This is a genomic window from Sphingobium sp. LMA1-1-1.1 (assembly GCF_040676365.1).
Classification (GTDB): Bacteria; Pseudomonadota; Alphaproteobacteria; order Sphingomonadales; family Sphingomonadaceae; genus Sphingobium.
The window spans coordinates 798,778-811,336 of record NZ_JBEGHS010000001.1 but is presented as its reverse complement, the minus strand read 5'-3'; the positions used below and the strand labels follow the sequence as shown (position 1 = coordinate 811,336).

General features: G+C 62.5%; 12 protein-coding genes. 10 read left to right on the top strand and 2 right to left on the bottom strand.

Annotation, left to right across the window (positions count from 1 at the left end; genetic code table 11):
- The first annotated feature begins 5 nt into the window (after positions 1 to 5).
- From MRBLMA1_RS03900 to MRBLMA1_RS03870, 7 genes are read left to right on the top strand one after another with little or no spacing between them, the layout of a single operon-like run.
- Complete coding sequence (locus MRBLMA1_RS03900; RefSeq protein WP_363735122.1) at positions 6 to 1,217, top strand: AAA family ATPase; 1,212 nt, start codon at positions 6 to 8, stop codon at positions 1,215 to 1,217.
- Positions 1,217 to 2,572, top strand: a complete 1,356-nt coding sequence (locus MRBLMA1_RS03895; RefSeq protein ID WP_363735121.1) for a CpaF family protein — start codon at positions 1,217 to 1,219, stop codon at positions 2,570 to 2,572. The genes MRBLMA1_RS03900 and MRBLMA1_RS03895 overlap by 1 nt, the downstream gene beginning before the upstream one ends.
- Positions 2,572 to 3,573, top strand: coding sequence for a type II secretion system F family protein (locus tag MRBLMA1_RS03890; protein WP_363735120.1), 1,002 nt, complete (start codon positions 2,572 to 2,574; stop codon positions 3,571 to 3,573). The genes MRBLMA1_RS03895 and MRBLMA1_RS03890 overlap by 1 nt, the downstream gene beginning before the upstream one ends.
- A gap of 4 nt (positions 3,574 to 3,577) precedes the next feature.
- Entirely contained in the window at positions 3,578 to 4,546 is a 969-nt protein-coding gene (locus MRBLMA1_RS03885; protein ID WP_363735119.1) for a type II secretion system F family protein, read from the top strand.
- A gap of 18 nt (positions 4,547 to 4,564) precedes the next feature.
- A complete protein-coding gene (locus MRBLMA1_RS03880; RefSeq protein ID WP_363735118.1) occupies positions 4,565 to 5,338 on the top strand; it encodes a tetratricopeptide repeat protein in 774 nt (257 codons plus the stop codon).
- Entirely contained in the window at positions 5,335 to 6,147 is an 813-nt protein-coding gene (locus MRBLMA1_RS03875) for a hypothetical protein (RefSeq protein ID WP_363735117.1), read from the top strand. The genes MRBLMA1_RS03880 and MRBLMA1_RS03875 overlap by 4 nt, the downstream gene beginning before the upstream one ends.
- Complete coding sequence (locus MRBLMA1_RS03870) at positions 6,144 to 6,668, top strand: A24 family peptidase (RefSeq protein WP_363735116.1); 525 nt, start codon at positions 6,144 to 6,146, stop codon at positions 6,666 to 6,668. The genes MRBLMA1_RS03875 and MRBLMA1_RS03870 overlap by 4 nt, the downstream gene beginning before the upstream one ends.
- A gap of 200 nt (positions 6,669 to 6,868) precedes the next feature.
- On the opposite strand, the gene MRBLMA1_RS03865 is transcribed toward MRBLMA1_RS03870, so the two are convergent.
- Together MRBLMA1_RS03865 and MRBLMA1_RS03860 are read right to left on the bottom strand one after the other, a co-directional pair.
- Entirely contained in the window at positions 6,869 to 7,528 is a 660-nt protein-coding gene (locus MRBLMA1_RS03865) for a response regulator transcription factor (RefSeq protein WP_363735115.1), read from the bottom strand.
- The gene (locus MRBLMA1_RS03860) at positions 7,525 to 9,243 is read right to left on the bottom strand and encodes a sensor histidine kinase (protein WP_363735113.1); all 1,719 of its coding nucleotides are present in this window, start codon (positions 9,241 to 9,243) and stop codon (positions 7,525 to 7,527) included. Before MRBLMA1_RS03860 ends, MRBLMA1_RS03865 begins: the two co-directional genes overlap by 4 nt.
- A gap of 174 nt (positions 9,244 to 9,417) precedes the next feature.
- Between MRBLMA1_RS03860 and recO the strand changes: the two genes are divergently transcribed.
- The 3 genes from recO (at position 9,418) to metZ (ending at position 12,551) form a co-directional block, all read left to right on the top strand.
- Positions 9,418 to 10,152, top strand: coding sequence for a DNA repair protein RecO (gene recO / locus MRBLMA1_RS03855; RefSeq protein ID WP_363735112.1), 735 nt, complete (start codon positions 9,418 to 9,420; stop codon positions 10,150 to 10,152).
- Positions 10,153 to 10,270: 118 nt separating this feature from the next.
- Positions 10,271 to 11,317: a 3-isopropylmalate dehydrogenase gene (gene leuB / locus MRBLMA1_RS03850; RefSeq protein WP_363735110.1), complete on the top strand. Its 1,047-nt coding sequence runs from the start codon at positions 10,271 to 10,273 to the stop codon at positions 11,315 to 11,317.
- 25 nt (positions 11,318 to 11,342) lie between these two features.
- The gene (gene metZ / locus MRBLMA1_RS03845; protein WP_363735109.1) at positions 11,343 to 12,551 is read left to right on the top strand and encodes an O-succinylhomoserine sulfhydrylase; all 1,209 of its coding nucleotides are present in this window, start codon (positions 11,343 to 11,345) and stop codon (positions 12,549 to 12,551) included.
- The last annotated feature ends 8 nt before the right edge of the window (positions 12,552 to 12,559 follow it).

The following is a 12,559-nucleotide window of genomic DNA, read 5'->3' as shown; positions in this document are numbered from 1 at the left end:
GCATCGTGACAAACACAGCGGAACCCGCCGAGAACTGGACCCTCAATATCGGGGATGAGGGGCTTCATCTCATCCTGTCGGAGCAGGAGGTCCAGGCGTCTGACATATTGGGTGATCAACTGGTGGGCCAGTCGCTCGCCCTGTCCATGCTCGACGCCAACGAGGCCGTGCCCGCGCAACTGGTGGCCGAAGCCAAGGCGATCATCATCGAGGTTCAGCCCGACGATGAAGCATCCATGATCAGGCTCGCGGGGCTGCGGGCAGCCAATCCCAGGCTGATGCTGGTGGCGGCCGTGCGTGGTGCGCAGATCGCCGTGGTGCGCGCCTTGTTGCGCAGCGGGATCAACGACGTCATCGAACTGCCCCTGCGCGCCCATGACCTGACGGCGATATTGGACGATCTGCGCAGCCGCATCGCGGCCAGTCGGCAGGATGAAGTAAAGACCGGCCAGCTCGTGTCGATCATCAAGAGCGTGGGCGGCGTCGGCGCAACGACCATCGCGACGCAGGCGGCTAGCCTGCACGCGCGTTCGGCCAAGGCGAAAGGTGGCGAAGTCTGCCTGTTCGATTTCGATGTCCAGTTCGGCAATGCGGGCACCTTCCTGGGGATTTCCTCCACGCTGACATTGGCGGACCTCCTCAACGCGGGCAGCCGCGTCGACAATGAACTGTTGCGGAGTGTCACGGTAGAAACCGCAACCGGCCTGAGAGTGGTGACTGCCCCGACCGAGATCATGCCGATCGAAGCGGTGAATGCCGATCAGGTCTTCCGCATCGTCGAACTTGCACAACGGCAGTTCGATACGGTCTATCTTGACCTGCCGGGCAACTGGACAAACTGGTCAATGTCGCTTGTGGCCCGTTCGCAGGTCGTTTTCCTGGTGTGCGAACTCACCATCGCCAGCCTGCGGCAGGCGCGGCGCCAGATTTCGCTGTTGCGCGATCAGGACATCGATCCCGCCCGCATCCATGTCATCGCCAATCGCGTGGAAAAAAAATTCTTCCGCGCCATCGGTCTGGAGGACGCGGCGGCGGCGCTGGACCATCCGGTGAAGCTCAGCATCGCCAACGACTTTCCATTGGTCAGCTCTGCGCTTGATCAGGGCGTGCTGATCCAGGAACTGAAGGCGCGCAGCCGTATCTGCAAGGATATGCAGGACATTGTCGATTGCTGCGTTCAGGCCGCTGAGGCCGAACGTCAGGCGGAGAAGGGCTGATGTGGCAGATTCGAAAGAGCGAACGTGGCGATCCCCGCGATGAGGTCGGGCCGACCGAGATGGAGGCCTCGCATCTGGAGGAGGACCGGCACACCGAACTCAAGGTGGCGCTGCATCACAAGCTGATTGACCTCATCAATCTTTCCGCTCTGGACAACATGTCGCGGGCACAGGTGGAAGCCGAAGTGGGCGAGATCGTCCATGAGCAACTCGCGCTTCAGAAACATGCGCTTAACCTGGAGGAGCGCCGCCGCCTGGTCTCCGACATTCTGGACGAACTGCTGGGCCTGGGGCCGCTCGAGCCGCTGCTGAAGGACCACAGCATCACCGACATATTGGTGAATGGCCATAAGGTCGTCTTCGTGGAGCGAAACGGCCGACTGGTCGAAACGCCCACCCGGTTCAAGGATGAGAAGCATCTTCTGCGTATCATCCAGAAGATCGTGGCGGCGGTTGGTCGACGGATCGACGAGTCATCGCCCTTTGTCGATGCCCGCCTGGCCGATGGCTCCCGCGTCAACGCGGTGGTTCCACCGCTGGCCATCGACGGATCGCTGCTTTCCATCCGCAAATTCGCCAAGGTGCCGATCAGCATGGCGCGCCTGACCGAATTGGGCAGCGTGCCGGCGCCCATGGCGCAGGTCCTGTCGGCGGTGGTGGAGGCGCGGCGCAATGTGCTGATTTCCGGTGGTACTGGTTCAGGCAAGACGACGCTGCTCAACGCGATGTCCGCCGCTATCGACGAGCATGAGCGCATCGTCACCATCGAGGATTCGGCCGAACTGCAGTTGCAGCAGCGCCATGTCGCGCGGCTGGAGACCCGTCCCGCCAATATCGAGGGCAAGGGAGAAGTCACCCAGCGCGATCTGGTGAAGAATGCCCTGCGCATGCGTCCCGACCGCATCATCGTGGGCGAAGTCCGAGCAGGTGAGGCGTTCGATATGCTTCAGGCGATGAATACGGGTCATGACGGGTCGATGACGACAGTGCACGCCAACACGCCGCGCGACGCGCTCTCCCGTGTCGAGCAGATGATCGGCATGAGCGGCATCGACATTTCGCCGCGCTCCGCCCGTGCGCAGATCGCGTCTGCATTGAACGTGATCGTGCAGGTGGGGCGGCTGGCCGACGGGCGTCGCCGTCTGCTCAGCCTTTCGGAAATCACCGGCATGGAGGGGGAAGTCATCACCATGCAGGAAATCTTCCGCTTCAAGATGACCGGCCGCGATGAGAACAACATGGTGCGCGGTCATTTCGAAGCAACGGGCATTCGACCCAAATTCATGAGCGAACTGGCCGATCGGGGCATCGCGCTTCCGGCGGAACTGTTCCGGCCCGATGCGGTGATCCACTGATGACACCGCTCTATATCCGCGCCTTCGTCCTCGTCCTGCTGTTCGCGGCGGTGATCCTGACGATAGAAGGCATTGCAGGTTGGATGCGCGCTCGCGCGACTACGGATCGCGTGGTCAACCGGCGGTTGAAGATGATTGCGGCCGGTTTCGAACGCAGCACGGTGCTCTCCAAATTGCGGCGCAGCGATGAGGCGGTGAGTTTCGACCGCGGCTCCCTTTTCGGCCGTGCTGGATTGGGGGTCATGCGGGTATTGCATGGCGCCGGACTGACTTTTCCGGCGCGTACCGTGCTGACCCTGATGCTGATTGCTGCGGGCGTGCTGTTCCTGCTGGTGATGATCGGCGGAATGGTCGCCGGTTATGCGCTGACGGCGGGCATGTTCGTGATGGCCCTGGCCTTCGCGGGTGCGCTGGGCATCGCATTGCCGATGATGGTGTTGACCCGCCTTGCCCAGCGGCGGCGCAAGAAGATGGAGGAGCAGTTCCCGGTGGCGCTGGATACCTTCGTCCGCGGTCTCCGTGCCGGGCATCCAATCGCCGCTGCGCTCGACCTGCTGACCAAGGAGATGCGCGATCCGATCGGCAGCGAATTCGGTATCGTGGTGGACGAAGTCACCTATGGCGCCGACCTGCGCGATGCGTTGCAGCGCATGGCGGAGCGCTGGGATATGAACGAGATGCACATGTTCGTCATTTCCCTGTCGGTGCAGAGCGAGACGGGTGGCAATCTTGCCGAGATCCTCGAAAATCTTTCGACCGTGATCCGGGAGCGGGCCAGCCTGTTCATGAAGGTTCGGGCGCTCAGTTCGGAAGGTCGAATGACTGCGGTGATGCTGACCGCATTGCCGATCCTGACCTTTTGTGGCTTGTTCCTGGTCAATCCGGCCTTTTATCTGGACGTTGCCCAGGACAACATGTTCATCATCGGTTTTACCGGCTTGATCCTGCTCTACATCATCGGCTTCGTCACGATACGCCGCATGGTCGATCTAAAGGTGTGATGCGATGCTGAATCCCGCATTCCTGACCCAGTTGCGGCCGTTCATTCTCGGCCTTTTGTTCATCGCCATCGTTGCATTAGTTTTCGGCCTGTCGGAACTGGTGATGCGCAACGCGCGGGTGCGCAGCCGGCTGGACGTGGTAGGTGAAGGCAACTCATCCCAATCCGGCAGTCAGACGCTGCGTGGTGATCGCAACAACAGCGAATGGAAGAAGCTGATCGACCGCATCGAGAAAATGGGCATCTCGCTGGTCGACACGAACAATGTGACTCTGCGCCGGCGGCTGATCGCGGCCGGCTATATGTCGCCGGATGCACCCAAGCTCTTCACCTTTTTCCGTCTCGTGCTGACATTCACCTTGCCTGCGATATTCGTGCTGACATCGCTCGGCAATCCGGAACCGCCCACTCCGCTGACGCTCTATATGGTGGCGTCGATATTGGCGGTACTCGGGCTCTACATGCCCAACCTCTACATTTCGGCAAAGGCTTCGCGGCGTCAGGAGGCGATCGTACACGGCTTTCCCGACGCCCTGGACCTGATGCTGGTCTGCGTCGAGGCGGGGCTTGGACTGGAGGCGGCCATGGATCGCGTGGGCCGGGAACTGGCGGTATCGCATCCGCTGGTATCGGCTGCGCTCGGCAAGGTCGTTCTGGAACTGCGCGCGGGGCGTAGCCGGCAGGACGCCTTGCGGCGCATGGCGGATGATGTCGATGTGGACGAGATCCGCTCCTTTGCGACGCTGTTGATCCAGTCCGATCAACTGGGGTCGAGCATTGGACAGACCTTGCGCGTCTATGCGGCGGAGATGCGCGAGAAGCGGCGGATGCGCGCCGAGGAAAAGGCGCATCGCCTGCCGGTTCTGCTGTCGGTGCCGCTGGTCGCCTGCATGCTGCCGGTGATGATTGGCGTGCTGATGTTGCCGGCGGTGGTTCGCGTGGCGCGCGACATCCTGCCAGTCATGACTCGTTAGAAAGGGGGAGGGGGGACCATGAACAAAGCTATAGTGGCAGTCGCTCTCATCATTGCGACAGCGGCGTGCAGCGGGCCGCAAAAGGGCGTCCTTTCGATCAGGCCCGTCAACCAGCAAGCCTCCGGACCAGCGCAGGATGCGCTGGTCCGGGGTGACGTGCTGTTTTCGCGCGGAGAGTATGCGTTGGCGCTGGATGCGTTCCGCCGCGCTGTGCGCAGCGATCCGACCGATGCGCATGGGCTGAACGGGGTCGCGATCAGCTATGCGGCCATGGGACGGCATGATCTGGCGCGGGAGTTTTTCGAACTGGCGTTGTCGCGTGCGCCGGAAGATCAGCGCATTGCCCGCAATTTCGCGCGGAGTCTGTCGGCGCAGGGCTTCAACAGCGAAGCTGACGCTTTGCTCGCCCAGGCAGGCGCAGCGCCAAAGGGCGCGACTGTCGTCGCTCGTCCGACCCTGGCGCAACTGGCGTCGGCGGTTCCGGTCGGCTCTCCGGTACGAACGGCAAGCGTCGAGCTGGAACGCATGTCTCTGGGAGAAGTGCGGTTGCGGACGATGGATGCGGCCGCGACGGAACGTACAAACCCGCAACTGACGACCCGGATCGTCACGGTGGCGGAAAGCCAGGCACGGTCTGAACTGACGGCTCCGATCATCACCGTCGGCAGGCCGGATGCGGCGTCTTTGCCGAAGTTTGCCGCAGGCGAGGACGTCAAGCCGGCTTATGACGGACTGTTTGAACGGCTGTGGAAGTCGATGGCGCAGCCCGATCGGAAAGGCCGGAGGGGATGATCCTGGCGCTGCTTCTGGCGGCCGCGACACCGGTCGCCGGGGCGGCGCCTGCGCCGCTCGATTATGCCCGGCTGGTGGATGACGCGATTGACGGTGGCCGCATCATCCAGGCGGATGCGATGTTGGGCCAGTGGCGGGTCGCCGCGCAACCGGACGCGCTGCAGGCGATAGAGATCGCCGATGCGCGCATGGCGCTCGAAAAACGGCGTGACGAGGAGGCGCTGGCCCGTTTCTCCTCGCTGGAGCGGGGCGGTCTCAATGACTGCCGCGTCGGTGAGGGAAAAGGGATCGCTTTGCTGCGGCTGGGCCGGGCACAGGAGGCGCTGGAGTCGTTGCGGCGGGCCGTGGCGGATTGCGAGGGACGCTGGCGTTCCTGGAATGCGCTGGCCGTTGCTTATGACGAGGCCCAATCCTGGGCGCTGAGCAATGCCGCTTATGAGCGGGCGTATCAATTGACGGACAAGCCGTCCCAGGTTCTCAACAATTACGGATTGTCGCTGCTCAAGCAGGGGAAGGCAGCGAAGGCCGCGGTGATATTCGACAAGGCGCGCGAAACCGCGCCGGACGATGTACGGATCATCGCCAATGGCGACACCGCCTATGTCATGGCGGGCCGCGATATCAGCCGCCGGCCCGGCGACACAGCCGATGAATGGGCGCGCCGGCTCAGCAACGCCGGACAGGTTGCGATGCGAATGGGCGACCTGCCCAAGGCGCAGGCCTATCTAAGCCGGGCGATGACCGAAGGCGACAGCTTCGTGCCGGATGCCGCTGCGGCTTTGGACGGCATGAAAACTGCGGGGAAATGATGAAGGATCTGGTTCTGCTTGCCCTTTCACTCCTGCTCATCGCGGCGGCGGTGGAGGACATGGCCCGATTGCGCATATCCAATGTCTTTCCCCTGCTGGTTGTCGGGCTCTATGCGGTCTGGGTCGCCACGGTCGGCTGGGAAAATGACATATGGCGTAACGGCACCGTTTTCCTGGGGATGTTCGCGGTCGGCTGCGGCCTGTTCGCCATGCGCGCGATGGGCGGTGGCGATGTCAAGCTGATGGCAGCATGCGCGCTGTGGTTTGACTGGACGGGCGTGATACCGTGGCTGATCTATGTCACCATAGGCGGCGGCTTGCTGGCGTTGGTGCTCATGGCCGGACGGCGGCTGGTGCCGCAGAGAGTACGGGAAGGCTCCCCCATTGCCTTGTTCGACAAGAAGGGACCGATACCCTATGGCGTAGCGATTGCCCTGGGCACGATCATGGCCCTTTACATGGCCGGCCCCAATCCCAGCGGCGCGGCACGCCTGCCCGATTTTGTTCGCGGGCTCAGCTAGAGTATTTTCAAGTCGACCGTTTACGGTCAACGGCTCGGAAAATGCGGCATTAAAAGACAATGGCGATTTTCACGCGATCGCAACCTGTTGCTGGTTAAGAAAATCGCTGAAAACAAGGAAGCATCGAGCAGAAAGGTAGGGATCGGATTACGCTTCAAATGATGTGAGAGCAACGATTTGAAGCGCGCGATCTGCGTCCTCTAATGCTCCATGCCGACGGCGGGTATTTCGCTGTCCATCGACATCATCATGATGATCAGTTCCGATCGCGACTTGATGTTCAATTTCTGGAAGATGCTGTGCAGGTGGACCTTCACTGTCCCCTCGGTCAAACCGCACCGGTTCGCTATTTCGCGGTTGCGCAGGCCTGCGCGGATCAGGCCGGCGATCTCCAGTTCCCGGTCGGTCAGGACGGCAAGCACATTGGCTTCGCTGGCGGGAGCGGAAATGCTGTGCACCAGCGCCTGTTCCATGACGAAGGGTGCGATGCTCTTGTTGCCGCTCAGGACCTGCTGGATGCAGCCTAGCAGATCATTGGGGTCACTGTCCTTCAGCACCACCCCGTCAACGCCCAGCTTGATCGCTTCCAGCGTCTGTTCCGGGCGGATATGCACGGTCATGAAGATGACCGGTACGGTGCTGCCGCTATTCCGGACGGCAGAAAGGATCGCAAGACCGCCGCCGCTCTTCATGCTGACGTCCAGGATGAGCAGGTCGGGCTCGCCCGCCTGCATCCGTTCCAGCGCTTCTTCGACCGACCGGGCGCAGAACAATATGTCATGGCCGTGGGAGCTCAGGAACTGGGCCATGCCATCCAGGAAGATCGGATGATCGTCGACTATCGCTATCTGGGCCATCATATCGGAGACCTTGGTAAGGAGGAGGGTAATCTGATCGAGATCAGCGAATTCATACTCAGATTATGAAAATATGCTGTTCCGCCGATCTTGCCCAGTCGCTTCATGATGGACTGCGACTGGAGTTCGAAATCGCCGGTATAGTTTTCGCGGGCGACCGCCTGCGGCCCGGGATTGTCTTTCAATGCAATCAATATCTCATCCTCGACCTGTGCGATCGATACGGTGATGTGGCGCGCATTTGCGTGCTTGACGGCATTGGCCGCGGCCTCGCGGATCAGATATTCGACTTCCGCCGCCGTTTCGGCGGATACGGTCATCGAACGTTCGGCCAGGTTCAGGCGGCAATCTATCGCCCATTGCAGGGCGATGAAGCGGCAGCAGCGTTCGACCTCCCGGCCAAGGTCGACATCCGTCTCAGCCGCAACCGGACTTTGCTGGCTTAGCAACCGACGCAGATGCGCCTGTTCGGCCGTCACCAGTTCCTCCATCGACCTGAGTTCCGTCAACTGGTCAGGAACGGCGGCGTTGGAGAGGCCATGGATAGTGGTCGCCAGCCGGACGCGAAGCGCGGCCAATGTCTGCAGCACGCTGTCGTGAAGATCGCGGCTCAGCGCCTGGCGCGCTTCGGCAAAGGTGCGCTGGCGCCAGGCGAGGAAGAAGAAATGGCGCTCCAGGAAAAGGTCGATCCCCTCCTGTATGCGAAGGCAACGCAACAGCACGGCGGGCGACCAGCCATGGCTGGTCCCGATGAACAGCCTGCCGCGCAGTTCGCCCGCCTGGATATGGATGCTCGCGCCCTGACCTGCGCCGAAGACGTCGGATATGCTGTCGACCAGATCCGGTGCCCGCTCGTTCCGCAATATGCCGAGGCGGCTGCGCAGCAACAGCCGTGGCGACTGGGTGGAATAGAGGAAGGGCGCTTCGCGCGGGGTGACATTCGACAGCCCGTCAATCTGCTTCTGTGGCAGAATGAGATGCCGCACGCCGTCGCCGTCGTACAGTTCGCAGTGGACGGTGGTATCGTCCATCATTTCCCACACGAACGCGCAATAGCGGGAGTTCATCAACTGGGAGACCTGCTCCACCAGAAATTGCGCCAGCGACTTCTGGAAGGACAGGCCGACCCCTTGCAGCCTTTCCGACCAGCTTATCAGTCGCCGCTCCAATATGTTCATGCTCAACATGGATGCCGCGATGACGCAGCCGATGACGATGGTCAGGCTGTCGATCGCGCGGTCCACTGCGGCCACGTGGCGGGCCGAAGCCCAGCTTTCATAATATCCCCGCGCGATGAAAGCGAAGATCAGGCATATCCCCAGGATGAGGACCGCCCCGCGACCGAAACGGTCGGATGCTGACCAGGCGACGAAGAACAGGCAACCCAGCGCCGCGATCTGCAAGGGTTCGCACAGCACGATGACCGTCAGGAAGGCGATAAGGTCGAATATCAGGAAAATGGGACGCAGCAGCAGGCCCAGAGGCGGCGTCAGCGAATTTTGCGCGATGCTGATCGCCGTCCATGTCCACACGGCAGCCTTCAGCAGCAAGGCCGTGTGGGCGAAATCCGGCTCGTTGCTGAACATCGCTTCGATCTGCCACGTCGCCGCAGCCGAAAAGGCGACGCGGGATATGGCAAAACCCAGCGTCGGCGAACGTCCCAGCCAAAGCACCAGGCGGTCCATCGCGGAAGATGATGCCAAGGGCATGTGATACATGGTGAAATTTGTCCCCCGACAAGTCCCCGCATGATTGTGCGCATGGCCTGATGGAAAAGCAACCTATATCAAAAGGCGGCCTTGCCCTGGGCGGCGATTTCTGCGCGATTCTGGGACAGTCGAGCCGAAGAGGAGATGGATGGCGCGGGGGGCTGCGGGCCGATATGAAGGGATATGGCAACGCTGATCACTCCGGCCCTGATGTGCGCGTTGCGGCCCCATGGCGAACATGGGGCGGTCGCGCGTCTTCTGACGCCCGATCATGGCCTGCTTGCAGGCTACGTCCGAGGCGGGCGGTCGCGCCAGCTCCGCCCCGTCCTGCTTCCCGGCAATGCCGTCAAGGCCGAGTTCCGCGCCCGGACCGAGGAGCAATTGGCCGGACTGACAGTCGAACTGGACCATAGCCGCGCTCCTCTTCTGGCGGAGCCCTTGCCTGCGGCAGCGATCGACTGGGTCTGCGCGCTCACGGCCGTGGCCTTGCCCGAGGGGACGCCCTATCCAGCGCTTTATGCGGCGCTGGACGGCGTGCTGGGCGCTGTGGAGGCCGCGCCCGCCGCGCGGGGCTGGGCAGTGGCGCTGGTCCGCTATGAATTGCTGTTGCTGGCGGAACTGGGCTTCGGGCTGGATCTAACCCGGTGCGCTGCGACTGGCGGGAACGACGACCTCGCCTATGTCAGTCCTCGCAGTGCGGCGGGAGTCAGCCGCGCGGGCGCTGCGGGCTATGAGGACCGGCTGTTGCCTCTGCCCGCTTTTCTGCTGGAGGGTGGAGCAGGGGATTGGCCCGCCATATTGGACGGGCTGCGGTTGACGGGCTTCTTCCTCGAACGATCGGTGCTGACCGATTGGCGGAGCGATGTGCTGGCCGCGCGGGAGCGTCTGGTGGAGCGGCTCAAAAGAGCTGTTGCCTGAATTTGCCTGTTTCGCGTTTCTGCCTTTGCGGGAGCGGGCGCTTTCTCCTTCGCCTAAACGCTTGCGCTGGCCGCACGCGCTTCATAAGGGGCAGCCACGCGTTTGAAGGAGTTGCCCCATGTTGATCGCCCTGTTCCCCGGAGACGGTATCGGTCCCGAGATCGTCGCGCAGGCACGGCGCGTGCTCGATGCGCTGGCGATCGATGGCATCATTTATGAGGAAGGGCTGGTCGGCGGCGCGGCCTACAAGGCCGTTGGCCATCCGCTGCCGCCCGAAACGCTGGACCTTGCCAGGCGTGCCAGCGCGATCCTCTTCGGCGCCGTGGGCGATCCGGATTGCGACTCACTGGAACGCCATCTCCGCCCCGAACAGGCGATTCTGGGCCTGCGCAAGGAACTCGGTCTCTTCTCCAACCTGCGCCCGGCAAAGGTCTTTCCCGAGCTGGCTGACGCCTCCGCCCTCAAGCAGGAGGTGGCGAGCGCCATCGACCTGCTGATCGTGCGCGAGACCAATGGCGACGTCTATTTCGGCGAAAAGGGCATGCGCAAAACGCCGGAGGGGCTGCGCGAAGGCTATGACATCATGTCCTATAATGAGGAGCAGGTGCGCAAGATCGCGCATCAGGGGTTCCAGGCAGCGCGCGCGCGCCGGGGTAAGCTCTGCTCGGTGGACAAGGCCAATGTGCTGGAGACGAGCCAGCTTTGGCGCGACGTGGTGATAGAGGTGTCGGCGGACTATCCCGACGTCGCGCTTAGCCACATGTATGTCGACAATGCCGCGATGCAGCTTGTGCGCAATCCTGGGCAGTTCGATGTCATCGTCACCGGCAATATGTTCGGCGACATCCTTTCGGATCAGGCGAGCATGTGTGTGGGATCCATCGGCATGCTGGCTTCGGCCACGCTCAACGATAGCAATCAGGGACTGTATGAGCCGATCCACGGCTCCGCGCCCGACATTGCTGGACAGGGCAAGGCCAATCCGCTGGCAACGGTCCTGTCCGCGGGCATGATGCTGCGCTACTCGCTCGGCATGCCGGAGCAGGCCGACCGGATCGACGCCGCCGTGGCGAAGGCGCTTGCCGATGGCGCGCGCAGTTTCGATCTGGGCGGCACGATGAATACGGTTGAAATGGGCGATGCCGTGCTGGCGGCTCTGGTCTGAAATTTCGGGATCCGAGGATAAGGAAATGAAGCGCAAGAGCGGGCAGAATCCCGAAATCACCCGGACCTGGCGTCCCGCGACCCTTGCTGTGCGGGGCGGCAGTGCCCGGACCGAATATGGCGAGACGTCCGAGGCGCTGTTCCTGACCAGCGGATACAGCTACGACCGGGCTGAGGACGCTGCGGCGCGCTTTGCCGGCGAGCAGCAGGGCATGACCTATTCGCGCCTTCAGAACCCCACGGTCGAGATGCTGGAAAAGCGCATCGCCCTGCTGGAAGGGGCCGAAGCCTGCCGCGCGACCGCAACGGGGATGGCGGCGATGACGGCTGCCTTGCTGTGCCAGCTTTCCGCGGGTGATCATGTGGTAGCGGGCAAGGCGCTGTTCGGGTCCTGCCGCTGGTTGACCGACACGCTGCTGCCCAAATTCGGTATCGAGACGACCACGGTCGATGCGACCGACAAGGCTGCATGGGAAGCTGCCGTTCGGCCAAATACGAAGGTGTTTTTCTTTGAGACGCCCGCCAATCCGACGATGGACGTGGCGGACCTTGCCGCCATCTGCGGCATCGCCAGGGCCCATGGCATCACCAGCGTTGTCGACAATGCCTTCGCTACGCCCGCGCTCCAGCGTCCGATGGAATATGGCGCGGACGTGGTGGCCTATAGCGCGACCAAGATGATGGATGGGCAAGGCCGCGTCCTCGCGGGCGCGATCTGCGGCACGGAAGATTTCATCATCAACACGCTGCTGCCCTTTCACCGCAACACCGGGCCGACGCTCAGTGCGTTCAACGCCTGGGTGGTGCTGAAGGGGCTGGAGACGCTCGACCTGCGCATCCGCCGACAGAGCGAAAATGCATTGAAGGTCGCGAAATTCCTGGAAGGCCGGGTGGCTCGGGTGCTCTATCCGGGTCTGGAAAGCCATCCCCAGCACGCGCTCGCCATGAAGCAGATGGCGATGGCCGGGCCCATCTTCTCGCTCTATGTCGGCGGCGGCCGGGCCGAAGCGCATGGTCTGCTCAACGGTCTCGAACTGGTCGACATCAGCAACAATATCGGCGACGCCCGCTCACTGATGACGCACCCCGCATCCACTACGCACTACGGCATGGCGGAAGCGGCGCGGCTGGAGGTCGGCATCACCGAGGACATGTTGCGCCTCAACGTCGGGCTGGAGGATCCGGAGGATGTCATCGAGGATCTGGATCGCGCGCTGAAGTCGATAGGGCGTTGACGGGACAG